Annotated in this window: 22 protein-coding genes and 1 riboswitch; of the genes, 6 read left to right on the forward strand and 16 right to left on the reverse strand. The window is 52.7% G+C overall.

Going from position 1 to position 25,721, the window contains the following annotated elements:
- Positions 1-32: 32 nt before the first annotated feature.
- The 3 genes from thiS to PORUE0001_RS05615 all read right to left on the reverse strand — a co-directional run bounded on the left by thiS (position 33) and on the right by PORUE0001_RS05615 (position 4,921).
- A complete protein-coding gene (thiS, locus tag PORUE0001_RS05600) occupies positions 33-233 on the reverse strand; it encodes a sulfur carrier protein ThiS (protein WP_007365473.1) in 201 nt (66 codons plus the stop codon).
- 127 nt (positions 234-360) lie between these two features.
- A riboswitch (TPP riboswitch) is annotated at positions 361-462 on the reverse strand.
- A gap of 407 nt (positions 463-869) precedes the next feature.
- Positions 870-3,707, reverse strand: a complete 2,838-nt coding sequence (locus PORUE0001_RS05605) for a M16 family metallopeptidase (protein WP_007365451.1) — start codon at positions 3,705-3,707, stop codon at positions 870-872.
- A 602-nt stretch (positions 3,708-4,309) separates the two neighbouring features.
- Positions 4,310-4,921 (reverse strand): autotransporter domain-containing protein, encoded by a 612-nt coding sequence (locus PORUE0001_RS05615; RefSeq protein WP_007365506.1) that lies wholly within the window; start codon positions 4,919-4,921, stop codon positions 4,310-4,312.
- A gap of 163 nt (positions 4,922-5,084) precedes the next feature.
- On the opposite strand from PORUE0001_RS05615, the gene PORUE0001_RS05620 reads away from it, so the two are divergent.
- Positions 5,085-5,708 carry a hypothetical protein gene (locus PORUE0001_RS05620; RefSeq protein ID WP_039865687.1) on the forward strand — a complete coding sequence of 208 codons (624 nt, stop codon included), beginning with the start codon at positions 5,085-5,087 and terminating at the stop codon, positions 5,706-5,708.
- Here PORUE0001_RS05620 and PORUE0001_RS05625 read toward each other — a convergent pair.
- The gene (locus PORUE0001_RS05625) at positions 5,705-6,352 is read right to left on the reverse strand and encodes an O-methyltransferase (protein WP_007365454.1); all 648 of its coding nucleotides are present in this window, start codon (positions 6,350-6,352) and stop codon (positions 5,705-5,707) included. The genes PORUE0001_RS05620 and PORUE0001_RS05625 overlap by 4 nt on opposite strands.
- A 20-nt stretch (positions 6,353-6,372) precedes the next feature.
- A complete protein-coding gene (locus PORUE0001_RS05630; protein WP_007365503.1) occupies positions 6,373-6,852 on the reverse strand; it encodes a type II 3-dehydroquinate dehydratase in 480 nt (159 codons plus the stop codon).
- 69 nt (positions 6,853-6,921) lie between these two features.
- On the opposite strand from PORUE0001_RS05630, the gene xerA reads away from it, so the two are divergent.
- Positions 6,922-7,851, forward strand: a complete 930-nt coding sequence (gene xerA, locus PORUE0001_RS05635; RefSeq protein WP_007365489.1) for a site-specific tyrosine recombinase/integron integrase — start codon at positions 6,922-6,924, stop codon at positions 7,849-7,851.
- A gap of 84 nt (positions 7,852-7,935) precedes the next feature.
- Here xerA and PORUE0001_RS05640 read toward each other — a convergent pair whose 3' ends face one another.
- The 8 genes from PORUE0001_RS05640 to PORUE0001_RS05675 all read right to left on the reverse strand — a co-directional run bounded on the left by PORUE0001_RS05640 (position 7,936) and on the right by PORUE0001_RS05675 (position 17,522).
- Complete coding sequence (locus PORUE0001_RS05640) at positions 7,936-8,490, reverse strand: outer membrane beta-barrel protein (protein ID WP_007365523.1); 555 nt, start codon at positions 8,488-8,490, stop codon at positions 7,936-7,938.
- A gap of 27 nt (positions 8,491-8,517) precedes the next feature.
- Complete coding sequence (gene typA, locus PORUE0001_RS05645; RefSeq protein WP_007365460.1) at positions 8,518-10,320, reverse strand: translational GTPase TypA; 1,803 nt, start codon at positions 10,318-10,320, stop codon at positions 8,518-8,520.
- Between the two features lie 298 nt (positions 10,321-10,618).
- Positions 10,619-11,125, reverse strand: a complete 507-nt coding sequence (gene ribH / locus PORUE0001_RS05650; RefSeq protein WP_007365509.1) for a 6,7-dimethyl-8-ribityllumazine synthase — start codon at positions 11,123-11,125, stop codon at positions 10,619-10,621.
- A gap of 173 nt (positions 11,126-11,298) precedes the next feature.
- Positions 11,299-11,988 (reverse strand): tetratricopeptide repeat protein, encoded by a 690-nt coding sequence (locus PORUE0001_RS05655; RefSeq protein ID WP_007365483.1) that lies wholly within the window; start codon positions 11,986-11,988, stop codon positions 11,299-11,301.
- Positions 11,989-12,099: 111 nt separating this feature from the next.
- Positions 12,100-12,975, reverse strand: coding sequence for a carbon-nitrogen hydrolase (locus PORUE0001_RS05660; RefSeq protein WP_007365450.1), 876 nt, complete (start codon positions 12,973-12,975; stop codon positions 12,100-12,102).
- Complete coding sequence (locus PORUE0001_RS05665) at positions 12,972-14,042, reverse strand: agmatine deiminase family protein (protein ID WP_007365521.1); 1,071 nt, start codon at positions 14,040-14,042, stop codon at positions 12,972-12,974. The genes PORUE0001_RS05660 and PORUE0001_RS05665 overlap by 4 nt, the downstream gene beginning before the upstream one ends.
- A 15-nt stretch (positions 14,043-14,057) precedes the next feature.
- Entirely contained in the window at positions 14,058-15,089 is a 1,032-nt protein-coding gene (locus tag PORUE0001_RS05670; protein WP_007365475.1) for a DUF4249 domain-containing protein, read from the reverse strand.
- A gap of 12 nt (positions 15,090-15,101) precedes the next feature.
- Positions 15,102-17,522 carry a TonB-dependent receptor gene (locus PORUE0001_RS05675; RefSeq protein ID WP_039865690.1) on the reverse strand — a complete coding sequence of 807 codons (2,421 nt, stop codon included), beginning with the start codon at positions 17,520-17,522 and terminating at the stop codon, positions 15,102-15,104.
- A 612-nt stretch (positions 17,523-18,134) separates the two neighbouring features.
- Between PORUE0001_RS05675 and PORUE0001_RS05680 the strand changes: the two genes are divergently transcribed.
- From PORUE0001_RS05680 to PORUE0001_RS05700, 4 genes are all read left to right on the forward strand, one after another.
- The gene (locus PORUE0001_RS05680) at positions 18,135-18,671 is read left to right on the forward strand and encodes a hypothetical protein (protein ID WP_007365467.1); all 537 of its coding nucleotides are present in this window, start codon (positions 18,135-18,137) and stop codon (positions 18,669-18,671) included.
- Between the two features lie 770 nt (positions 18,672-19,441).
- Entirely contained in the window at positions 19,442-20,266 is an 825-nt protein-coding gene (locus PORUE0001_RS05690) for an ion transporter (RefSeq protein ID WP_157750195.1), read from the forward strand.
- Between the two features lie 77 nt (positions 20,267-20,343).
- On the forward strand, positions 20,344-21,309 hold the full coding sequence (locus PORUE0001_RS05695) for a helix-turn-helix transcriptional regulator (protein ID WP_007365499.1): 966 nt from the start codon (positions 20,344-20,346) through the stop codon (positions 21,307-21,309).
- Positions 21,309-21,878: a 3'-5' exonuclease gene (locus PORUE0001_RS05700; RefSeq protein ID WP_007365516.1), complete on the forward strand. Its 570-nt coding sequence runs from the start codon at positions 21,309-21,311 to the stop codon at positions 21,876-21,878. Before PORUE0001_RS05695 ends, PORUE0001_RS05700 begins: the two co-directional genes overlap by 1 nt.
- 169 nt (positions 21,879-22,047) lie before the next feature.
- Here the strand turns inward: PORUE0001_RS05700 and PORUE0001_RS05705 are convergent, their stop codons facing one another.
- The 3 genes from PORUE0001_RS05705 to ahpC all read right to left on the reverse strand — a co-directional run bounded on the left by PORUE0001_RS05705 (position 22,048) and on the right by ahpC (position 25,519).
- On the reverse strand, positions 22,048-22,959 hold the full coding sequence (locus PORUE0001_RS05705) for an Ig domain-containing protein (protein WP_039865700.1): 912 nt from the start codon (positions 22,957-22,959) through the stop codon (positions 22,048-22,050).
- Positions 22,960-23,125: 166 nt separating this feature from the next.
- Positions 23,126-24,679: an alkyl hydroperoxide reductase subunit F gene (ahpF, locus tag PORUE0001_RS05710; protein ID WP_007365456.1), complete on the reverse strand. Its 1,554-nt coding sequence runs from the start codon at positions 24,677-24,679 to the stop codon at positions 23,126-23,128.
- Positions 24,680-24,949: 270 nt separating this feature from the next.
- The gene (gene ahpC, locus PORUE0001_RS05715; RefSeq protein ID WP_025883180.1) at positions 24,950-25,519 is read right to left on the reverse strand and encodes an alkyl hydroperoxide reductase subunit C; all 570 of its coding nucleotides are present in this window, start codon (positions 25,517-25,519) and stop codon (positions 24,950-24,952) included.
- Positions 25,520-25,721 lie beyond the last annotated feature (202 nt).

Raw genomic sequence — 25,721 nt, forward strand, 5'->3', positions numbered from 1 at the left:
AGATTAAGTGTGTTTGGAAGAAGAGGTGTGTCTTAGCCACCCATAGCTGCGGTAATGATCGTGACAGCATCACCCTCGCAGAGCTGGTGCGTAGCCCAGGCATCACGTGGTATGACACGATGATTGACCGCTAGCGCCGTGTGGTCGAGCGTAGCGACGACAGGCGATACCGCCTCTAGTAGCGAGGTCCCTGCTGGCAGGTCATGTGGAGTCTTATTGATCGTTACTTGCATAAGCCATATAAAAAGAAAAAGAGCCTACATACCTTCATCAGTTTGGTATGTAAAACTCTTAGTGTGTACCGCCAAGCTCAAGGGCTTGACAAGTAGGGTGTCCCAGTATGAGAGTCTGCACGGTCAGCGTGTAGTCGTTCTCTTTGCCTACGCCAGTATTATCTGGATCAGGTCGAGGGTCTCATCTCAGCCACCACGCAGTCGCACTGTGGCACCCCTAAGAGTCTGATGCAAAGGTAATGAAAATATCTCAGAGTAGAGCTATCTCATCCGAGTACCTCGGAAGATATAGCTCTAGGGGTGGATACAATAAAAAAGGGGCTGTCCTAAGACAGCCCCTTCTCATTAACCTTAAAATCTAACACCATGAAAAACACGTTGCAAAGGTAAGACTTATTCTTCATATATGCAACACGCTGGCGCAACATCTTCGTAATTTCTTTTGACTTAGGGCTCCTCAAGTCCCAGACTTAGCGATACTACTTGGCTAGAGACTGGGACTAATACAGTGAGAGCGAGTAACTCGGAGGGGGTGAGACCCTAGAGTTACTCGCTCTTGCTATTTGTTGTGCTAGTGTCTTACGGAGGCGTCTGTCACGAAGTGTGGTAGACGCCCCGTAGGAGTGTTAGCTTCATTTACTTAGCTTTCTTAGCATCGCGGATGATTACCTCGATGAGGTTGTTCTGCTTGAGGAGCTCCTGAGCAATCTTCTGGACGTCTGCAGGCTTGATGCTGTTGAGCGTCTTCTCGTAGTCTGTCTGGAAGTCACGACCGTAGAAGAAGAAGTCAACCATATGATCGAGCCAGTAGTCGTTCTTCTTGAGATCCTCAGCGTGGTCCTTCTTCATATTGAGGATTGTCTTGTCAAACATCTCCTTGTCGGGACCATTCTTAGCTACCTTCTCGAGCTCTGCGTAGATGATCTTGTTGAGTCTGTCTACCTTCTCAGGGTCTGTCTGGTAGAAGATCTGGAAGACCGTCTCGCCCTTAGGATTGTCGCTGATAGAGCCACCCGAGCTGACACCGTATGTGCCACCCTCGTCCTCACGGACGGTAGCTGTGTAGACCTGATCCATGACTGCTCCGAGTACCTCCATGGCTAGCTCGTTGTGGAGCGTGTAGGGTAGCTTGCCCGTATAAGCAGCCATGACCATAGCCATAGGAGTAGCAAGCTCCTTCTTGAAGTCAATGTGCATAGAGCCCTGACGTACTGCGGGTACGAGCTCCTTGTGCATGTTGTGCTTGCGACCCTTGGTAGGTACAGAGGCTACATACTTCTCTAGGTAAGGAATGAGTTGCTCTGGAGTTACATTACCGATGAAGTATAGCTGTAGGTCACCTAGGTCTGCGATGCGCTCCTTCCAGATCTTCATCACACGGTCATAGTTGACAGCCTCGATGTCGGCGATGGTAGCACGCTTCATCAATGGATTGTTGTTGTAGAGCGCATAGGTGAGCGAGTCTTGGAAGGGAACCATAGGATTGGACTCCATGTTCTTGATCTGCTCGATCATGTTGGTGCGCCAGTTTGCAAAGGCATCAGCATCCTGTCTAGGCTGTGTCATGCGGAGGTAGAGGAGCTGGAAGAAGGTCTCCATATCCTCAAGCGTAGAGATACCACTGAAGTAAGTTCTCGTGCCACCCATAGAGCCCGAAGCAGAGACGCTACGACCCGTGAGTGCCTTGGAGAGGGTAGGATTGTCAAACTTGCCTACACCACCCAGTGCGACGACGCTACTGAGGTTCTTGATGTTGGGTAGATCCTTAGCGTTCTTAAGGTAAGCGTTGGTGCCACCAGGAGCGACAGCTGTGAGTGAGATCTGATTCTTCTTGTAGTCGGTCGTTTTGAGATAGACTACCATGCCGTTGCTCAGGGTGAGGCGCGTCGTACCAAACTTAAGGTTGTCCTCACGCTTGGTTACTTTGCCAGCCTTGGGCGCCTTATCCATCAGCTTCATATCAGAGACGGCATCCTTGATAGGCTCTACGGGGAGCTTGCGGTACTCGTTGACCTTAGCGACTAGCTCAGCCTCGGTGGGTAGTACGAGTCCCTTCTTGTCTGGAGCCGTGAGCATAAGAACCATGTTCTTGTCCCCGATGAGAGACTGTACCATCTGGTTGACTACATCTAGGGGTATATTTTTAGCAACTTGCTCCATGATGGCCTTCTCCATCTCAATGCCTGGGATGTAGCCACCTGTGGTGAAGTAATTCTTATACTCGTTGGCGTAAGCACTATTCTTACGAGTCTCACGCTCGTTGTAGCTATTCTCATAAGCCTTGAGGAGACCAGTGCGAGCACGCTCATACTCACCCTGAGTGAAGCCATACTGGCGTATGCGCTCTATCTCAGCCATGAGAGCCTTGAGTGCTACATCTAGCTCGCCCTCACGTGCTGTAACGTCAAAGGTAAGAGCGTCTTTCGTCTGAGCGAGGAAGAAGTTGCTTATATAGCCATTAGCGCTAGTGAAAGCGGGATTTGGCTTGTGCATTAGGTCTGTGAAGCGCTCATCGATGATGCGGTTTGTGATACCATATAGGTAGTTCTTCATAACGCCAGCGATGGTGCGTGTCATCTCGACAGGCATAGCGTCTGTCTTGAACATAACCATTAGGTTCGTGCTGGTAGCCTCCTTGTCCTTTTCGATAGCTACGAGAGGAGCATCGTTGTCCTCTACGGGGAAGTAGACACGCTCTGCTGCATTGACAGGAGCGGGGATGTCGGCAAACATCTCTTTGATCTTCTTCTCTACGTAGTCTACGTCGACATCGCCGACCACGATGATGGCCTGTAGGTCGGGGCGATACCACTTGTGATAGTAGTCGCGTAGCTCGTTGTACTTAAAGCCGTTGACCACGCTCATCAGACCGATAGGCATGCGTACGCCGTAGCGGTTGTTGGGGTAGATCTTGGGGAGTGCGGTATTGAGCATACGCATCTGCGCATTGTCTCGTGAGCGCCACTCCTCGGTGATGACCCCGCGCTCCTTGTCTATCTCCTGGTCAGCTAGGGTCACGAAGCCACTCCAGTCATGTAGGATGAGTAGGCAGCTGTCGATGAATCCCTTGCGCTCTGTGGGAGCTTCCATCAGCGTGTAGACTGTCTCGTCAATACCCGTATAGGCGTTGAGGTTGTAGCCGAAGCGCATACCGTTTGACTCAAGGTAGCTAATGAGTGTCTTGTCAGGGAAGTTCTTCGTGCCGTTGAAGCACATGTGCTCTAGGAAGTGAGCCAGACCGCGCTGATTCTCCTCCTCAAGGATAGATCCGACCCGCTGAGCAATGTAAAACTCTGCACGATTCTTCGGCTGCTCGTTGTGACGGATGAAGTAGGTTAGCCCATTGGCGAGCTTGCCCGTACGGACTTGTGGGTCTATGGGCAGTGGTTGACTCATGTCCTGAGCAAAGGCTACACGAGGTAGCAGCATGGTCAGGAGGACCACAGCCATAGACAGCATTCGCTTTAGATTCATATCCAGTTGTCTAAAAGTTATTGATGTATTACTAGTTGTCTGTTCAAAAGATCGTGAGTGTAGAGCTAGAGAGACACACCCTTTGTTATATAGACGAGTAGGAACCCGTATATGTTGCAAGAGGTCTTCACTGAGATCTAGCACATTCACCCAAATGCAAAGATACTCACTTTTTACAAACCATGGATTGTCCCTCAAGGCTGACGCATCCTAATCTCTCTTCTAGGGTCTACATAAGGTAACCTCTAGGGAAAGAATATGGCTAGAACCTCGCTACACAGCGCTATAGCCCCACTTTATAGCCACTCTAGCATATCGGCTGATTGTGCTCTCTACCGAGGAATTCGGAAATCTCCAGGGAGCAAACGAAAATTCCCCACGGAGGGCCGAAATAAAAGTTCGGAAGAATGAAATGAAACTTCGGAAGAATGAAATCAAAGTTCCGATGATTTTTTTTATTCCTCGGTGGAGGATTCGGGACCCCTCCATGGATAATCCCGATTTCCCAGGGAGGGTGCTCAACGGGGGTGCTTTTAAAGAAAAAAGGGGAGGACACCATCGCTTGGTATCCTCCCCATAGAAATAGGATGACGTATGTGTGCTTAGAAGCGGTAGCCCACGGAGATAGCTGGGTGGACGTAGACGTCGTCAAAGTCTTCGCCCTTCACAAGATTGCGTCCCACACGTATACTGATCTCGCCACTCCAGTTGCTCCGAGAGACGAACTTCCAGCCACCACCGAGACCGATACCCCAAGAGGTACTTCGTTTGTTCTCGCTTGTCGTTTGCTCGTTCGTGGGGTTGTAGTGTCTTATGGTATAGCGATTGTAGTTGATCGCCGTGTTTGCCTCTATAAAGAAGCCTGAGTTAAGCCTTGTCATCGAGAGCTTCTTGCCACCGAAGTACCAGCGAGCATAAGGCATCACGCCAAAGGCGGGAAAGAGCGAGGCCTCATAGTCTTCCCCCTGGGCAAAGCTGGCGCTGATGGTAGCTCCGAAGCCTAGGTCTTTGACCTTGGTCGTGGCGCGCTCGTACTCGAGTGAGACAGCCTTGAAGGCTACGGGTGCTAGGAGGTTGAGGCGTACCTCGTTGAGTGTCTGTGGTAGTGGAGCCTCTGGCTCGCCCTGCACGACGACTACCTGTGCAGAGAGACAGTATCCCGTAGCGAGGACGAGGGCGCAGAGTGCGAAGGCTTTCTTGAGTAGGTTGTTCATAAGGGTACTTATATTTGATAGGTTATACGTGCTTGTGGAGCCAAAGGTAGCAAATAGTTTTCAAATAGTCACAGATTCGTCTGGCTAGAGTAATGCACAGATGGGCTTCTTTCGTTATCCTGTTGTATCTTTGTGGTGCAATAACTATAAGTCTACCTGTACTATGAAACAAGACGCTACTGCTACAAAGCAAAACTCGACGAAAAGCTATACTTGGCTCATCTATCTAGCTGCATGGCTCGTCATCGTGCTGATCCAGTCCATCCTGATCGGGCAGAGCAGTACGATGGCTAAGTCCTTATTCCAGGCACCATCACACTATCTCTCTACATGGTTTCTGGATATCTTTCTGATCGCAATCTTCTACCTCAACTACTACTATGTCGCTGGGCACATGATGCGCCGTCGTCACTTCGGGGGCTACATCGCTTTTGTGGTGGTCGTGGCTGTGGTTGCGCTCTTTATGCCGATCCTCTGCAAGGCGCTCTTCGGATGGCGTACGCCTACGCAGGATCTACCCTTTGTCACGGTCTCTTGGTCGGGCGCTATCGGGGCAGTCACGGTCATCACGATCGGACTGGCGGTGCGTGCGCTCCTAGAGTGGCTCAAGCTCAACAAGCTCACGGCTGAGCAACGTGAAGAGCTGATCAAGCTACGCAATGAGGTGACCTCGCATAAGATGCAAGCGAAGAGTGACACAATCAAGCCCACCACGGAGATAACGCCTACACCAGCAGAGCTTGCAGCACAAGAGCCAAAGCCTATCGCTCCCGCTCAGCCTGACTAAGCGGACAGAATGCGAATGATCGTGAGTCCATCACGAAGTGGGAGGAGGAGCTGCTCCACTCCGCTGTCCTGAGCTACCAGTGCGTTGAAGTGCTGGATCCCTTCCAGCTGAAGGTCGTGATGGGTCGTTGGGGCGGTTACTTTACCGTCCCAAAGGGTATTGTCGGCCAAGATGATAGCTCCTGGGCGTAAGTGCTTGCGCAGTAGCTGGTAGTAGTCGGGGTACTGACGCTTGTTGGCATCAATGTAGACAAGATCGTAGTCGTGCTGTGCAAGTAGTGCGGGCATCAGCTCTAGAGCCTGACCGTGGTGTATGTGAATGCGCTCGGCACACCCGCTGCGTGCTACAAAAGGGGAGAGGAAGTGGATCATCTCTGCATCGCACTCGATGGAGTCAATTTCGCCAGACACAGGTTCGAGCGCTATCGCCATGGCTATCGTTGAGTAACCACTATAAGCGCCCAGCTCTAGGACACGCTTGGCACTACTGAGCTTGATGAGCATCGAGAGTAGCCCCGCCTGCGTAGCTCCACAGACCATCCTCGGCTGAAGGAGGCGCACATAGGCAGTGCGGAGCAATTCGTCTAGTAGGGGATCCCCGAAGGAGCTGTGCTGCTGGGCATAAAGCTCTAGCTCTGCGTCCATAGTCTATATAATATAAGGTGTCAACGGCTCAGCTGAAGAGCTGCCCGTACGGCTAAGTCGTAGCTGGCCACGCCAAAGCCAGCGATACTACCACGGCAATAGGGCGCTATGAGTGAAGTGTGGCGGTAAGTCTCACGAGCTAGTGGCTGGGAGATGTGCACCTCGATGACTGGTAGAGAGATAGCACGTATCGTGTCTGCGATAGCTACGGAGGTATGCGTGTAGCCCCCCGCATTGAGTATGACCGCTTGGTAGCCTAGTTCCTGAGCCATGTAGAGGTACTCGATGAGTGCGCCCTCGTAGTGCGAGTAGCGTATGGCGATTGTCACCGCTGTGGTAGCATTTGCTAGCTGCTCCAAGTAGGGGACTAGAGGCGTCGATCCGTAGATCTCGGCTTCGCGCTGACCCACCTGGATTAGGTTAGGACCATTGAGGATGAGTATGGCTGGCTTGCCCGTGGTCGGGGTAGAGAGGGGTTCGATCAAACTATTTGTAGACATAGTAAACTTGTCGATTTAGATGCAAATGGCTAACTTCGTAGCGCAAAGATAGTAAGAAACTCCCTTGCAATGAGTCTAGAACCAAGACAGCAACTGATACAGCGCTACAAAACTTATCTGAGGCTGGAGCAACACCTCTCGGACAATAGTATCGACTCCTACCTCTACGACGTGGACAAGCTCTACACCTACATAGGTGACATGGGGCTGAGTCTGCGCGAGGTAACTCTGCAGCATCTCAACAACTTTGCGGCGCATCTGCTGGACTTAGGTATCTCGATGCGTTCGCTGGCTCGTGTGTTGAGCGGGGTCAAGAGTTTCTTTCGCTTTCTATCGCTAGAGGAGGAGATAGAGCGTGACCCGACGGATATGCTACAGACGCCACCGATACCTAAGAAGCTCCCGGAGGTGCTTACGCTGGCAGAGATAGACAGCCTCCTCGGAGCTATCGACGAGGAGCGCCCCGAAGCCTCACGAGACACGGCTATCATAGAGGTGCTCTACAGTTGCGGGCTACGTGTGTCGGAGCTTTGCGGGCTGACCTATTCCGACGTCTTCCTCGACGAAGGCTATCTGCACGTCTGGGGCAAGGGACGCAAAGAGCGTCTGGTGCCGATGAGTCCCAAGGCGGTCTCTGACGTGCAGCGCTATCTCAACGATCCCTGTCGCTATAATGCGAAGCCTGAGTATGATCAGTACATCTTCATCTCACGTCGTGGTCAACCGATCTCTCGCATCACGGTCTTCTGTCTGATCCGCACGCTGGCTGAGCTGGCGGGTATACATAAGGAGATCAGTCCGCACACGTTGCGTCACAGCTTTGCTACGCACCTGCTCGAGGGAGGTGCCGACCTGCACGCTATCCAGCTGATGATGGGGCACGAAAGCATCGCAACGACGGAGATCTACACCCACGTGGACCGCACAGCACTCCGTGCCGACATCCTGCGTTACCACCCTCGCAATCAACAGCACCCTACGTCTCACGATGCCGAGTGACCCAATCAAGTTCTAAAAGCAAAAGCAGGAGACAGCCCGTGAGCCGTCTCCTGCTTTGATTGTGTTGTAGCGCTTCGCTAAGACTTAGAAGCGATAGGTAGCACCGAGTGTTAGGAAGGTTAGTCCATAACCCAACTCACCCATGACAGCCCAGCGGTCGGAGAGATAGTAGCGAGCGCCGATGTGTGCGCTCCAACCGAAGCCAGCTGCAGTGTCCTTGTCCTTGATTGCGTTATCAGCCACCTTCATATTATAGTTCCAGCTGATGATGTTTACACCAAGCATCAAGCTGAAGTAGGTGTCTAGCTTGTCTACAAACTGATAGTGTAGAGAGCCACGAGGTCCGACGAGTGTCTGGCTCCATACAGAGCTGTCGAAACCTTTGTAGCGATAGACCTCAGCGCCTAGGTAACCACCTACGCCGATAGAGCCGTTGCCATCAAAGAGGCCACTGGCTACGCTGTGGTCAATTCCTACAGATAGAGGGGGGAGTAGAACACTGAAATCCTTGTCAAAGAGGGTACTTCCGATGCCTAGTCCGATGTTGGCCGTTGTCGTTCCCTTGGTAAAGGTAGACTGAGCCTGCGCTGCAAAGCCAAGCGTGAGCATGGCGATGATGAGTAGTGCGATTCTTTTCATAGTTTGTTTATGAAGTGATTGGATTGTTTATGCTTTGTTGGCGCGCTTGCGGTCTAGCTCGTTGAGGAGTATCTTGCGCAGACGCATGGACTTAGGCGTGACCTCAACATATTCATCAGCCTTGATATACTCAAGCGCATCCTCTAGGCTGAAGACGACGGGAGGAGCCAGTGCTACCTTGTCATCACTACCTGCAGCACGCATATTGGTGAGCTTCTTGCTCTTGCAGACGTTGACCGTCAGGTCGTTGTCCTTCGTATGCTCACCGATCACCTGACCAGCGTAGACCTCCTCTTGGGGGGCGATGAAGAAGCGTCCGCGACTCTGGAGGTTGTTCAGCGCATAGGCAAAAGCGGTACCGCTCTCACCCGCTATGATGCTACCATTGTTACGACGCTCGATATCTCCACGCCAAGGACCAAACTCTAGGAAGCGGTGTGCTATGACAGCCTCACCAGCCGAAGCAGTCAAGACGCTGTTGTTGAGCCCGATGATACCACGCGAAGGTATTGTGAAGACGAGGTGCGTACGACCGTTCTTGCTTTCCATGGCGGTCATCTCGCCCTTGCGCTGTATGACCATATCAATGATACGACTACTGGTCTCGTCGGGGAGATTGATCGTCAGCTCTTCAATCGGCTCGCACTTCACGCCGTCTATCTCTTTGATAATGACCTGAGGCTGACCCACCTGTAGCTCGTAACCCTCACGGCGCATCGTCTCGATTAGCACGGAGAGGTGCAGGACACCACGGCCGAATACGTTCCACGAGTCTGCCTGATCGGTCGTCTCGACACGCAGAGCAAGGTTCTTGTCCAGCTCACGCATCAGACGCTCATGGATATGGCGAGAGGTAACAAACTTACCTTCCCGTCCGTAGAAGGGGGAGTTATTGATCGTGAAAAGCATCGACATCGTCGGCTCATCGACCGAAATCGTGTCTAGCGCCTCGGCATGCTCAGGGTCAGCGATCGTGTCGCCAATCTCAAAGTGGTCAAAGCCCACGATGGCGCAAATGTCGCCACTGGAGACCGAGTCTGCCTTTGCCTTGCCAATGCCTTCAAAAGTGTAGAGCTCCTTGACCTTCTCCCGATGAGGCTCACGGTCTTTGTGGCAGAGGAGCACGGTGTCGCCGTTGTGTATAGTGCCACGATGCACGCGTCCTACGGCGATACGTCCTACGTAGGAGCTGTAGTCCAGCGAGGTGATGAGCATCTGCAGAGGGCCGTCTAACTGTTGTGGTGCGGGGATCTCAGAGATGATCGCATCGAGTAGGGGCGTGATGTCTTCCGTAGGCTTCTCCACGTCACGGCTCATCCAGCCCTGCTTGGCGCTACCGAAGAGGGTGACGAAGTCAAGCTGCTCATCGGTCGCTTCCAGCGAAGCCATCAAGTCGAAGACCATGTCCTGCACCTCCATGGGGCGGCAGTTGGGCTTGTCCACTTTGTTGATGACGACGATCGGCTTAAGTCCTATGGCGAGGGCTTTCTGCAGTACGAAGCGGGTCTGAGGCATTGGCCCCTCGAAGGCATCTACGAGTAGCAGGCACCCGTCGGCCATGTTGAGCACGCGCTCCACCTCACCGCCGAAGTCCGCGTGTCCTGGGGTGTCTATAACGTTGATCTTGACCCCTTTGTAGGTGATGCTGACATTTTTAGAAACGATCGTGATGCCTCGCTCTCGCTCTAGGTCGTTGTTGTCTAGAAAGGTGTCAACCTCAGCAGCTTTGTCCTCTCGAAAGAGCTTGGCCGCGAGGAGCATTTTGTCGACAAGGGTCGTCTTACCGTGGTCGACGTGAGCGATGATAGCGATGTTTCTTAGTTCTTGCATGTGTGTGGAGCTTCTGTCCTATAGTTATACGGGTGCAAAGGTACGAAAAACGGCGGGGAGAGATAGGGGTTAGAGGTTAGAAGTTAGAGATTAGAGGTGAGAGGGTAGAGATTGGGACCACAGTTTGCGTCTTGTTCCTCCGCTGGAACTGAAAAGTTCCAAGAGAGGAACTATTTTTGGAACTCGTATGTGTTTCGGAAACAGCGCGATAGGAGCGATACTGTCTATGCCCTGAAATGATAAAAGTCCCTAGCGCTAGAGATAGCACTAGGGACTTGTCGTAATATAGGTCAGGGAGTTACCCTTGTATCATAGCTCTGATGTCAATCATCTGGAGCGCAGCGATGGCGCACTCGGAGCCTTTGTTGCCTACGGCACCACCAGAGCGGGCACGAGCCTGCTCGATGTTTTCGACGGTGACGAGCCCAAAGATAACGGGCGCCTTGCCTCGTAGATTGAGCTCGGTAGCTCCCTCGGTGACGCTGTTGCAGATGAGGTCGTAGTGCGAGGTCTCGCCACGTATGACGCAACCAATGATGATGATAGCATCGTAGGGCTGGGTTGCCTCACTGAGTAGATTCGCTGTATAGGTGAGCTCGAAGGCTCCTGGCACGGAGAAGGTCTCAATCTGCTGGCGCTCTAGGCCGCACTCTAGGAGTGTCGTGACAGCTCCATCGCGGAGCGCATGGGTGATCTCAGCGTTCCACTCCGAGTAGACGACAGCGATGCAACGAATGTCCGCCGTATGTCTGTGCTGGAGCGTGTAGTGAGCTGGTGTCTGCTGGCTGTGGAGTTGTGAAGACATGGATTTTTAGAGGTGAGAGGTTAGAGATTAGACTTTAGAAGTTAGAGATTAGAGGTTAGAGGTTAGACTTTAGAGGTTAGAGGTCGGAGGGATCGGAGTGTTCGGAAGTCCAATCTCTTGCTTCTAATCTCTAACTTCTAAAGTCTAATCTCTAAAGTCTAACATCTAAGTTTCTATTTCTTAAGCTTAGCCTCTACGCGTATGATCGAAGCCTCGATGCTCTCAGACTCAGGCGCTGTGTAGTACTTCTCCTGTATCTCTTTGTAAGCCTTGAGTGCCTTGTCATACTGACCTAGCTCCTCGTAGACATGGCCTGCCTTGATGAGACAGCTCGGAGAGATGACAGGGTTGTCGGCAGCCTTGGCAGCGTCCATAAAGTACTTGGCAGCCTCGTCGTACTTGCCTAGCTCTACGTAGCAGTCGCCGATGAGACGGGTGATAGAGGGAGCGACCATCTTCTCCTTAGCCTTGAACTCTTTGAGCTCGCGGATAGCCTCCTCGTACTTACCCTCGTCGTAGTAGATGATACCAGCGTAAGCGTGAGCTAGCTTGCCAGCATCGGTGCTACTGTACTTGTCTGCAATCGCTAGGAGTCCCATGGCTCCAGCCGCGGGAGCATTGAGCGCAGCGCTATCAGCACCAGCCATAAACTGCTCCTCAGCAAGGTATAGCTCTGCAGCTGCCTTGTCACCACGGGGCTTGACCACCTTGTCGATGTAGAGCCAGATGCCCACACCTAGCACGATGACGCCCAGCACACACCAGATGATGGTCTTGCTGTACTTCTCAATGAAACGCTCGCTACGAGACACGATCTCCTCAGAGTGGTGAGAGCCTTGTGACCCAGATTCTTTTAATGCCATACTATATCAATTCGTTTTATGTTATTCTATATGGAATGAGCTATTGCCTGCAAAGTTAGCAGTTTCGGAGGAATAAATCACTCTTTTGCCTTTTTGACCTTCACAAATGGCTCAATCAATGTAGCGACGGGTGATCTCTCCGTAGCTATCTATGCGCCGATCACGCAGGTAAGGCCACCAGCGTCGGACGAGCTCGGTACGCTCTAGGTCCAGCTCCACGACAACGCCCGCCTCCTCGGTCTGGCTCAGATCGCAAAGCATCTCGCCCTGCTGACCTGTGACGAAGCTGTGACCCCAAAACTGTATCCCCTCGGTGACGCCTGAGGGGTCGGGTTCGAAGCCGACACGATTCACCGCAATGACGGGGAGGTTGTTGGCGACGGCATGACCACGCTGCACCAGTTGCCACGCATCGATCTGGCGCTGCTGCTCTTCGGGCGTATCGTAAGCAGCGGTGCCTATAGCGGTCGGGTAGATGAGTAGCTCGGCACCCTTGAGAGCCATAAGCCGTGCAGCCTCGGGGTACCACTGATCCCAGCAAATGAGGATGCCGAGGCGACCTACGGAGGTGTCGATCGGCTCGAAGCCTAGGTCGCCAGGGGTGAAGTAAAACTTCTCGTAGTAGGCGGGGTCGTCCGGTATGTGCATCTTGCGATAGCGACCTGCTATGGAGCCGTCTCGCTCGAGCACTACGGCGGTGTTGTGGTAAAGACCCGTGGCGCGCTTCTCAAAGAGTGAGAGAACGATCACAACGCCCAGTTCACGTGCTAAGGCTCCGAAGCTTTCGGTGGATGGACCGGGTATCGTCTCCGCTTGGTCAAAGAGAGCGACATCTTCGGTTTGGCAGAAGTACAATCCGTTGTGTAGCTCCTGTAGGACGATCAGTTCGGCCCCTTCGTGGGCTAGCTGGCGGATGCGCTCTTGGAGGCGGTGGATATTGTTCGTATGGTCAGCACCGTTGTGCTGCTGTATGATACCTACTTTCATCTTGTTATGGTGTTTAGAAGTGAAGGGTTGAGGAAGCCTTGCGGTATCTGCATGGAGATGCAGTGCAGGCTACCGTGCTGCTCGAGCAGTATGGAGCAGTCGATCGGCACGACCTCGAGGTGAGGTAGTGCTTGCTGGAGGATGCGCTGCGCCTCGCTGTCGGTGCTGCGCCCGTAGATGGGGAGGAGGAGTGCGCCGTTGACGAGGAGGAAGTTCGCATAGGTGGCCGGTATGAGGCAGTCCGGCTCATAGCGTGAGGGAAAGTCGCCCACATCGGGCAAGGCGATCAGTCGCAAGGCGGGACGCTGACGAGCTAGCTCTTGTAGCTGACGCTCTAGCTGTGTCAAGGCGACGAAGCTTTGCGCCGTAGGGTCGCTCGGGGAGACATATATAATGGTGTCTGGGTCGACGAAGCGGGCGATCGTGTCTATATGTCCATCGGTGTCGTCGCCTGGTAGGGGAGCGACTTCGAGCGAGCAGTAGTCGGTCAGGCCGAGACATTGTAGCAGTGCCTCATATATATAAGGAGTCTCGCAGAGATGCGGATTGCGGAGCGGGTCCTCTACGCAGGACTTGGTGGTCAAGAGAAGGCCCTCGCCATTGCACTCCAAAGCTCCCCCCTCGAAGGTTAAACTTGATGCCTCAAAGTAAGCGACATCCAGCGCAAAGAGTTCCTTCATCATGAGGCGACGCACCACTAGATTGTCAAGTGCCGAGACAAACTTACCGCCCCATGCGTTGAAGGTGAAGTCAACGAGGACGCGCGCGCCACTAGGACTCTGGAGAGCCAGCGGACCGTAGTCACGGCACCACGTATCATTGGTAGGGCAGGGGACGAGCAGACAGCGCGAGCGTAGCTCCGACGGCAGAGAGGCATACTCGTTTGGATCCTCTGGCACGAGTAGCACGACAGGCTCGAAGCGTGTCACCTGCTCAATAATGTTGCAGTAGGTGCACTGTACCTCGTGTAGGATCGGAGCCCAGTCGCTTTGGTTGTGTGGCCAGGCGAGGAGGATCGCATCTTGTGGCGCCCACTCGGGGAGCATTTGTATAGTCTCTTGTGTCATAAGTCTCTCACCGCATTAGCGTGTTATGATCTTAAGGTCCTGACGCAGGCTCGTAGCCATGCTGCCGAGTATGCCAAGGCCGTCGTGGATATTGTTGTAGATGAGGTTCGGCTCCGAGATGCCCGTATTGCCTAGACCATTATAGCGCTTTGCTGTAACCGTCTGCCAGTAGTGATAGAGGTCGCCTGTGATAGCATAAACGGTGACACGCAGGGCGACATACTCTGATATTCCTTTAGCCGTCCGCTCATCGTCTGTGGATCCATCGGCTTTGCACACCCTTGTGGCAAAGGAGAGCGTCGTCTTGAGCGTGCAGTCGCTCGCTGAAACGTTAGAACCAGCCAATAGATTCATCACTCGACCTCTGCTAGACTCAAAGATCAGGTCGCCATTGCCAAACTGCGTCATACGTGGGTCGTCAATCTTCTCTTGACTCCAAGCGTAAGGACTCTCTTGGAACTCGCGCTCAGGATCCACTGCTTGCTTCTCTACGATGATGCGGTAGTAGCTATCCTTCGTGATGCCCTGAAGCGGGATGGATAGTTCGTAGTCTTGAACCTCGACATATCTACCATCTGGCATATCTATCCTACCTGGCATATTGTACGCATAGGGCGCGCGATGTGTCTTGTCCAGCTTCTTGACCGCTATGACGCCTACGGTAGGCTGTGCGGGCACCGTGGTAGTGGCCGAAGCAGTCTTGAGCCCAGCCTTCTCTACCGAGATCGCTATGCGGTCGCCCGCTTGTGGCTTGTATTGCTTCACCTCGCTGATCGGTACGAGCTGATCGTTGACCTGGAGCGTCATACGATAGGGGCAGTCGGGGTGGTCGTAGTTGTAGTTGACTTCAACCTTAGGCGAAGCGACACCCGTCGGCTTGCTCTGAGATAAGGATATATCGATGCCCTGCTGCGCCGTAGCGATCGCATTGATGACGATGCGAGGCGTGTTGTCGCCTAGGTCGAGGGGAATGGTCGTCTGACAGGCCGTGAGGAGCGTGATGAGTAGTGCGCTGCTGGCTAACTGGATATATTGTATAGGTCTCATAGTGGTCTTAGGCTAAAAGGAGTAGGTGTAGCTGATGTTGGGCATGATCGGGAAAATCGTCACCTGACGCAAGACGGTGCGGTAGGAGTTGTCGCTTCCGAGTTCGCTCACAGGGGTTACGATGAAGGGGTTCATCTGATTGTAAACGTTGTAGACGCTTAGGTTCCACAAGCTCTTGCCCCGCTTGTGATGCTTCGTATAGGTGATGCTCAGATCCAGTCGGTGGTAAGGCTTAAAGCGGTAGTTATTTCGCTCAGCCACATATTCGAGAGATCCATTTACACTCTCCCATGAGAGCGGATCTTTCAGCCCATCGTACTCATGCGTTGCGATAGTGCCCGTCTGACCCGAGGCAAAGACCCAAGTAGCGGCAAAGTCCCAGCTCTTGCCCAGCTGATACATCGCAGTAATCTTAAAGTCGTGAATGCGGTCATACTTAGCGGGGAAGGTGCGTCCGAAGTTCAGTTCCTCGCCTGGCTGGTCAAAGGTGCGCCACGTGCGAGCCCAGGCGTAGCTCACCCAGCCCGTTAGCTTGCCCACCTTACGCTGCCAGAGTAGCTCCAGACCGTAAGCCGTGCCACGTCCCATGGCGACCATCTGCTCCCAGTTTGTCGAGACACCATAGAAGAAAGAACCCTCCTTGTACTCCAGCACATTGCTCATCGGCTTGTAGTAGCCCTCTACCGAGAAGTCTCCCCACTGAGGCACATGGAGGAATAGCCCCGCCGTAAAGTGGTGCACGTGCATCGGTTTGATGCGGTCCGTCGAGGGCACCCACAGATCCGTAGGCAGGCTCAGACTATTGTTCGTCAGGAGGTGCACATGCTGCGTCATCAGAGCGTAGCCCACCTTGGCCGTTAGGGCAGGCGTGATGCGCCAAGCCGCACTCACACGAGGCTCTATATTATGGTAGCCCTTGCCACGCACGTGGTAGAAACTGTAGCGTAGCCCCGTATTAAAGGTCCACTTGTCCCCCAGCTTCATCTCATCCTCAGCGTAGAGCGAGGCCTCGTGGGCGTAGATCTTAGGATTGTTGCCGAAGACATTAAAGTCCGTCCCAGTTAAGTCCGAAAGGTCCTTGCCGTTTACCTTTATCGAAGTCATCTCAGGGCGAAAGGTGTGGAAGGTGTAGTTAGCCCCGAAGAGTAACTGATGCTGCTCCACAGGTGAGTAGTGCAGTTCGCTCGTCAGGAGCCAGTCCTGGATGCCCGAGTCGTAACTCATCGCTACGGGAGGCTCATCCTTGTCCTCCTGCATCTTCATGCGTAGCCTAGAGCGGTACTGCGTATAGGAGGCTGTGGTATTGAGAAAGAGCTGTCCGTTGATGACATGGTTCCACCGTAGCGAACCCATCGCATTGCCCCACAGCCAAGACATCTGCTGCTTGTCATCTCTATGAGCATAGCGCGTCCAGACACGGTCGTTGCCGTAATAGCCGAAGAGGTACAGCTGGTCTCTATCAGAGAAGCGGTGTGTCACCTTCAAGTTCAGATCGTGAAAGTCATACCCGCCCTTCATCTTCTCGCCATCCTCACCCTCCTGGCGGTTACGTATCGCAAAAGCCATCGCAGCCAGCAGGTCTAGGTAGGTGCGCCGTGCCGAGAAGTTGAAGGTAGTGCGATCCTTGACTATCGGTCCCTCCACATTGATCTTTGAGGAGATCAGTCCGATGCTTGCATTGCCGTGGTACTCCTGCATGTCGCCATCCTTGAGACGTACATCCACGACCGAGGAGAGACGCCCTCCGAAGCGGGCGGGAAAGGTACCCTTATACAGCGTCACCGACTTGACCGCATCGGGGTTGAAGGTTGAGAAAGCTCCCAGCATGTGATTCGGATTGTAGAGCGAGATGCCGTCCATGAGGATCAAGTTTTGGTCTGGATCACCACCACGCACGAAGAGTCCCGACGAACCCTCCGAACCGCTCTGTACGCCAGGTAGCAGTTGTAGCGCCTTGATCACATCCTGCTCTCCAAAGAAAGCGGGCAGTCGCTTGATCTCGCTCGCCGATATGTGTTGCGCACCGATCGTAGCAGTCTCAACACCCGAGGGGTTCGGACTCCCCACCACGACCACCTCGCCGAGTAGCTGACCCTCGATGAGCGAAGCCGAGAGTGTCGTATCGGACGAGAGGTGCAGACGTATCGTGTCGCTCTGATAGCCCACATAGGAAAACTGTAGGCGCACCTCTCCCGCTGGGAGCGTCAGCGAGTAGTGGCCGAACTCATTCGTCACGGCACCCGTACGGCTGTTGAGCTCCATCACATTGGCAGCAATCAGCGTCTCGCCACTCTGCGCATCATGCACGAAGCCATTGACCGTGTACTTGCGCTGCGCTTGCTTTTGTGCTTGCCCGCTAAGTGGCGTGGCGAGCATCATCAGAAGGAGAGCCAGAAGCCCCACTGCAAAGTTATATCGACGTAAATAGGTCATGAGTAAGTTGCTATACGTTGCTAAATGAGAGTTTAAAGTGTGGTTACCGACTGTCAGTTCACGCTCCGACCCCGTAGTTAATGGCTACAAAGATACTGAATTAGAGGTTAGAAGTTAGAGATTAGAGGTTAGAGACCAGTAACCCTTTGTAGGGACGCTCGCTCTGAGCGTCCGTTGTATCAAAAGTTACGAAGTCAGTACTCGTTTTGTTCTGTTCGACAACGGACGCTCAGAGCGAGCGTCCCTACAAAGGGTTACACGTCTCGCTTTGATGCGTACGTGGATATTTTCAAACCGCCACGTGGAAAACGAAAATTCTCCACGGAGCCAAGAAATAAAAGTTCGGAAGAATGAAATCAAAGTTCCGAGGAATTTGTCCGTTCCTCCGTGGAGATTTTCGATTTCCTACCGAGGAAACTGGAGTTTCCTCCGTATGAAACTAGAGTTTCTCCCGCATGAAACTGGAGTTTCCTTCGCATGAAACTGGAGTTTCACCCGCATGAAACTGTCGGAGCCTCTGAAAAAAGCGAAAGATTATCCCTTCCTGTGCTTCAATATGGCACACCCTGCGGTGTACCTTTGCACTGTGTTCAACAAATCAGATTAAGAACTATGGATACAAATGACTTACTAAAGAGGCAGCTGGACGAGACTGCTTGGAGAGAAATCACAGATGAGTTCCCCTGGACATTAGAGACCCTCAGGAAGTATGGCAAGAAGCTAGACTGGGAATTCGTCTCTAGCAACCCCGAGATCCTATGGACACCCGAGATGCTCGAGGAGTTCGAGCATTGGATAAACTGGACGAGACTCTCTCAGACTGATTGCGACACCATTCTAACAGTAGACTGCTTGGAGCGGTTTGCAGACTACTGGGACTGGGATAAACTATCTGAGAATGAGTCCATACCACTGGACTATGATACGATAGATCGCTTCATCGACAAGTGGAACTGGGCCGCGCTAATAGACCACAGTCACTGGAGGGGTGCAGACCTTGGGGCATCGCATCTGTACAGCTATGAATTCCTAGAGCGCTACGCTAGCCGCATCCCCGCAAATGCGCTGGAAGAGTCTCAGCTGTGGTTCACCATCAAGGAGCAGCGCAAGAAAGAGTTGCATCGCCAGATCGCCTGTGGAGAGGCGTAGCTCGCTAGAGATTAGATGTTAGAAGTTAGAGATTAGAGGTGCTTGCCTCTGGTCTCTATGCAACAAGAAAAAGTGTGCAGCCCACGCTCGCCCCGCTATTGTATGTTTCGGTAAAAGGTTGTACCTCAGTGGCGCAGTAGGGGAGCTCTCTCCTCACTGTCACATGAAACATACGAAGCGATTGTGCTTATCTCGAAGTCGGGAACGTAGGAAATTCAAGACTTGTTCGGAGAGTAGGCATAGTGGTTTCCACGCAAAGAGCGTGGGCTGCTATCAACGTATCTCTGAATCAAGGTATCCTACGACCTCCGACTTAGAACGTAGTACAGCAGCACCACGCTTCTTTTGTTTTATGGAGCTCATCGAATAGAAATCAAAACGTAGGAAACGTGCTCTCCCTACCCCTACAGAGAGCCACTAAACAAACAAAACACTATGTCACAGATGATCAATCGCACTAAGGAGCTAATCCGAATTAGCCCAAAAGACCCTAGAGTCCTTGAGTACTCCACTAATGATGGCAGAGTTTGGACGAGGCGCTATAAAGCCTCCTCCATTCAAGGAGACTTTGAGGATCTGACGGACAACGGAAAAGAAATCCTAGCAACTTGCGAAAAGGGATTGTTCTACTCGACTAATGAAGGGAGAGTCTGGACTAGGCGAAACAGCCGCTAACACGGTATGGTGGTAATAGGTCGGGACAACTAGTTCGTCCTGACCTATTATCTTACTTGTCCCTGCCGATAACTTTGCTGTGATCAATGAAGCTTATGAAAGGGAGTAGATTGAAGCGTGGTAATAAGTCCGTTGCTCAGCTGAAGAAGATTGTCAAGCTACTTCGAGTGCTAGACTGGGTAGCAGACTTGGTGATTATATCCAATGTCGTCTGCATCGTCATATTGCTAAATAATGAGACCTCGCCACAGATGACGAAGTGGATCGAGATCTTTCTTGACATTAGCCTAGTGGTACTTTTCATAGAGCTGGGGGTGCGTATGTACTACAAGCGCAACTTCTGGCGTACGCCTGGGGATGTCTTTGATCTCGTTGTCACGACAGTTTGTGCGGTGAGCTTTATGCCGAGCTTGATCTCGCTGAGAACACTGCGATTAGTCCGACTGATTCGCATGCTCCGCATCTTCTCGATCAATAAGCACATGCGTCTCTTCTCAGAGGCGATGGTTAAGTCGTTGCCTCGTGTAGCTTGGTCGAGTGGCTTCTTTGGGATGACGCTACTCATCTATGCAATCATAGGAATGGACAGCTATGGTGCGACGGCTCCTGAGTACTTTGGCTCTTTAAGCCGCTCGCTCTTTACGCTATTTCAAGTTATGTCGCTAGAGTCTTGGGCATCAGCTGTCGCTCGTCCTATCATGAGTGTGCATCCGCTGGCATGGCTCTATTTCGTCAGTTACATACTGATCGCCTCGTATATCCTACTGAGTCTTGTGGCTGGTGTGATCACCGCAACGACGGTAGAGGTCTACGAGCATGAGGAGTCTCACAAGGATATCCTCACTGCTATAAAAAAGCTACAGAAGCAGGTCGATGAGCTCTCCAAGCGACTACCCTCAGAGAACGACAAGAAGGAATAGCTGTGTGGAGTCTTGTGCCACGGTTTGGCAGAGCCAATGTTGTATCTTTGCCCTTAGAGAAAGAGACTAATAGTTGTATGGCAAACAAATTCGGACGATATGTCTGGCTGATTGAGCAATTTCGCCAATACGGGCGACTGACCTTTGAGGAGATTAGTCGCCACTGGGTGGATAGCGGGCTGAGCTATGAGGAGCCTTTGCCGAAGCGCACCTTTCACAATCATCGGGCGGCGATCCTAGACATCTTTCAGGTGGATATCTTATGTGACCCCCAGGATGGTTACCGCTACTACATTGATAATCCTGAGGAGCTGGAGCAGGACAACCTGCGCAGCTGGCTCATAGACTCCTACACGGCGATGAATCAGATACAAGCCGACAGCAAGCTCCAGGGGCGAATTCTCTTCGAGCATGTCCCCTCTGGTCGTAAGTGGCTCAACGTGATTGCCGAGGCGATGCGTCATGGCAAGGTTATCCAGATGACTTACCAAGCGTTTGGCAGACCCGAGGCTTACAGCTTTGAGGCGGAGCCTTACTACCTCAAAGTGGCGAATCGCAGATGGTATCTCCTGGCTCGTAGCCCTTACTACTCAGCTCGCAATGAGGAGCTCAACGCTGAGGACGGGGGCTCGCGCCCCAAGGATGTCTATCTAGTCTATGCTCTGGATCGCATCTTAGCTTGCGAACCGCTAGAGGAGAGCTTTGAGATGGATGAGACCTTTGATATAGAGGCTTACTACCGAGGCTGTTGTGGGGTGATTCACTCCGAGGAGGAGCCTGTGCGTCTGCTAGTCAATGCCTATGGTCAGGGTGCGGACTACCTTCGCACGCTACCGATACATGAGTCGCAGAGAGAGCTGCCCTCAGAGGTGGAGGGTGTGGCTTGCTTTGAGCTGGAGGTCTGTCCTACGTATGATCTTTATCAAGCTCTATTAGCAATGGGCGATCAGATTGAAGTGCTGGAGCCTCAGTCCGTACGAGAGGAGATGTATAACTTTGCCAAGAATCTTATGGCATACTACGAGCCAACCTCCGAAGCGTGATGAATACATTAGACTTTATAGCCATTGACTTTGAGACCGCCACGGGACAGCGCACCTCCATCTGTGAGGTGGGGATCTGTCTGGTCCGCAACGGAGAGATTGCTGAGACGCGCTCTTGGCTGGTGCAGCCTGAGGGCAACCGATACAGCTACTGGAATATGCAGTGCCATGGCATCCGTCCTGAGGATACGAAGAGGGCTCCTTCGTTTGCCGAGGTGTGGCAAGAGATAGCAGAGCAATACATAGGCGAGGGTGCCTTGCTGGTAGCGCACAATGTGCCGTTTGATCGAAGTTGCCTGGAGCAGGCAGCACAGCTCTACGAGCTCACGCTCCCCGAGCTGCAGTGGGACTGCTCGCTACGCCGTGCTCGCCAGATCTACGACTACGGCTGCCATACGCTCGCCTACCTCTGCGAGCAACTATCCATCCCCGAGGGGAGGCACCACCGCGCAGGCGACGACGCCGAGATGTGCGCCCGCCTCTACCTACGCGAGCTACACGACAGTTACGAGAGCTACACGTCAGTACCCAATTCTAAGCTGTTTGAGATTGAGAGCGATCCTTTATGATTGCCTATAGATTAGCAAGCTTCTAGATCCCGCAAGTCGGGTAGCACGATGAGACGGGTGATGATTTGCGGCATTTAGGATTCATAATAGAGAGACTCCCCTCGGTCGGATCGTGTCCGGCTGAGGGGAGTCTCTTTTGCGTGTGGGGGAGGGTTAGTCCCTCGGAGCATTATCTCCGACCATAGCTGATCTGGAAGGTCAGTCGAAAGCCAGGATGATCTTCTTCCCTTTCTGTAAACATAACCCCTCTGAGCGGTGTCTTCGGGTCAAACTTCGTATTGTAAGCTACATAGGCATTGTCTCTTCCTAGCACAGTAAATTGAGCATCTTCCGTGAAGCCATAGTGCTCCATAATCTTAAGCAACTCCTTCTGCACTTTTAGGTCCTTAGGCTCTGTGAAAGTCTCAGGTTTTACCAGATAGTCCATAGCAAAGTGGCGGTAGAGCCCCATCCGAATGTAGACGGGTGCGCCTGGCATAGAGTGGTTGTAGGCGAGGAAGTCCATGCAGAACTGAGATTTCGTATCTATCTCCTTGCCATTTTCATCCTTTTTATTGGGAGACACAAATCGGTAGAATAACTTGCCCTCTGGATCTTTTGCGTCAGCCTCATAGATCCAGCCGAAGGGAGTTACGGCAGACTTGAAGAGGTCGAGCTTGTCGGGCTTGAAGTCCTCCTCCTTAGGGATGTAGATAGGTGCGAAGTACTGCTGATCTTCAGCAGAGGCATCCAGCCCTAAATAGCGCGACTTATCGATATTGTTAGGCTTCGTTACGGACACCTTACAGACTTTTGTTACGTTGCCAGCGGTCGCTTTAACCTCTGCCTCTCCCTCAGCGATAGCCTTCAGGACACCCTTCTCACATACGGTGACCACCTGCGTGTTGGTAGACTCGAAGGTGACCTTGAGATCTTTTGGGTAGACGTTTACTTCGAGTTTATAGGTCTCTCCGACGAGTAGCTTTACCGCTTCGGGGATGCTGATCTTCACCTCAACGGGTTTGTCTTTTTCCTTACAGGCTCCTAGTCCCATACAGCAGATGAGTATGGTGACGAGAGTTATGAGTTTCTTTTGTGTCATGAGATTATTGTTTAAAGTGATGTGATTCAAACCGAATTGTGCTACAAAGATATAGCCTTTTTCGAAGCCATGCAAGTAGAGACCGCACAGCATAGAGGCTCTCTAGGCACCTGAGACTGTGATGCCGAGAGGCCTCTACGCTTATGTAGGAAAGGAAAAGGACACTTTACCCTTGCGTGCGAATGCGATCATCAAAGGCGGAGAGAGCAGCCTTGGCACCCTCGCCCATAGCGATCACCACTTGCTTGTAGGGGATGCTGGCACAGTCGCCTGCGGCATAGATGCCAGGCACTGAGCTACGACAGTGGTCGTCGATGACGATCTCGCCCATACGGTTGCGCTCGACTAGACCGTCGAAGACATCCGTATTCGCCTTGAGTCCGATCTGCACGAATACCCCAGCGACAGCTAGTTCGAAGGGAGCACTCCCGTCTCGAGGAGCTATGCGAAGTGCGGACACTTTGTTCCCATTGCCGATGACCTCTTCTGTTGCCACGTTCGTGTGGACAGTCACGTTCGGTAGCTTGGCCAGTTGCTCCTGCAGCACAGTGTCTGCCTTAAGGCTCTCCATAAACTCCAAGACGGTCACATGCTTGCAGATACCCGCCAAGTCGATAGCGGCCTCAATGCCTGAGTTACCACCGCCCACGACCGCTATATCTTGCCCCTTGAAGAACGGTCCGTCGCAGTGCGGGCAGAAGGCCACCCCGCGACCAATGTGCTCTGCTTCGCCAGGCACGCCTAGCTTGCGCCAGGAAGCTCCAGTGGCGATGATCACTTGTGGCGCTACGAGCGTCTCGCCGAGCGAAGTGACTACCTCCTTCTGGGTATCGACCAGTTTGATCTGCTCGACATGTCTCTGCTCCAGTATCTCTACGTGGTAGTGTAGCACATGCTGGCGCAGATCTTCGGCCAGTTGGGTACCTGTCGTGTGAAGTACGGAGGGAACGTTTTCGATAGCCGTCGTTTCATTCACCTGACCGCCCATGCGGTCCGCCACCAGTGCCACGTGTAGTCCTTTGCGAGCCGAGTATAGCGCAGCAGCTGCGCCAGCCGGACCACCACCGATGACGATCTGGTCGTACTCCTTGCGCTCCGCCGTGACGGACGATGGCTCCACTCCGACAGCATCGGCTAGCTTGCCGAGTAGTTCACCCAGCGAACTCTTGCCTATATGTAGCACCTGATCTCCCAGGTAGACCGTTGGTACGGCCGATATGTTTAGCTCCTTAGCCTCCTCTGTGTAGAGAGCCCCGTCGACCATCTCGTGGGTCACTCCCTCACCAGCGATGAGCGTGATTAGGTTAAGGCTCTGCACCACGTCGGGGCAGTTGGTACAGCTGAGCGAAATGTAACTGCGCAGGTGAATAGGCTTGCGTAGCGAACGAATCTTGTCACAGATCGCTGCATCGGGGAGGTTCTTCCCCTGACCATCCGCATTGTATATGGCCAATATCAGACTGCTAAACTCATGCCCCGAGGGGATCGCTCTAAAGGTTATCCCCGTGGGCTGGTCGTCACGTAGTATCTCCACGCTGAGCTTGTCGCCCACGCCCATCTCTAGCGATATTTGCGGGGAGGTCGAGGCGAAGTCGCCGAGGAGCTGCTCTAGCTCGCCGTAGTGGTCGCCCTCGGGAGCCTTCGCTCTGAGCGTATATCGATGCTTTAGCGAGGCAAAGATGCTTTGCAGTTGCTGTAAGGTATCTTGGTCTAGTCTCATGATTGTGCTGTTTTTTTAGAAAGAGTAGAGGGCTGTGCCGCTCGTGTGAGTATACGACACAACCCTCTCGTCTTGATATGTGAGACTGTTGCAAAGTCAACAGCCTCACAATCTTGCTTGCAAGATTGTCTAGACTTTGCAGAAAGGATGAAGCGCAAGGCGCTGAGGGTGAGGTCTGAAGGGAGCATACCTACGTATGTGACCGAAGCCGAATCCCGAAAGCAACACAGCGATTCGCCTTTATGCAACAGTCTCTTGTGGATCTAGGTGTTAGATCTTACCAACTAGGTCTATACTAGGCTTGAGAGTGGCATCGCCTTGTCTCCACTTAGCGGGGCACACCTCACCTGGGTGCTCATAGATAAACTGAGCAGCGCGCACCTTGCGCAGTAGCTCCTGAGCGTCACGGCCTATGCCGTTGTCGTGGATCTCAGCCACACGCACCTTGCCATCTGGATCAATGAGGAAAGTGCCGCGGTAAGCCTGCCCAGCCTCCTCGATCATCACGCCGAAGGCACGAGCCAACTCGAAGCGCATGTCAGCGAGCATCGTGTACTGCACCTTCTTGACCGCCTCGCTAGCATCCTGCCAAGCCTTGTGAACGAAGTGTGAGTCTGTGCTCACAGAGTAGATATCCACGCCGATCTGCTGAAACTCAGCATAGTTGTCGGCAAGGTCAGCTAGCTCCGTAGGACATACGAAGGTGAAGTCGCCAGGATAGAAGAAGAGTACGCTCCAGCGCCCCTTGAGATCCTCGTTAGAGACCTCGTGGAAGCCCTTGGACTTGGTATATGCGGGTACTTTGAACTCTGGTAAGTTGCTATTGATAATAGGTTGCATAGTCATTTGCATTTAAGTTTTGGATAAAGATTTATTGCCGTTGGTCGGACATCCCCACCAACAGCTACAAAGATAGGGGTAAGCACCCAAAATAAAAAGCAAACAGCATACCTAGAACAAGGTATTCTCCCCCTAATGCGAGTAGTTTCTCCCATATGAAACTAGAGTTTCTCCCATATGAAACTAGAGTTTCCTCCGTATG

The organism is Porphyromonas uenonis 60-3, assembly GCF_000174775.1.
GTDB classification, from domain to species: Bacteria; Bacteroidota; Bacteroidia; order Bacteroidales; family Porphyromonadaceae; genus Porphyromonas; species Porphyromonas uenonis_A.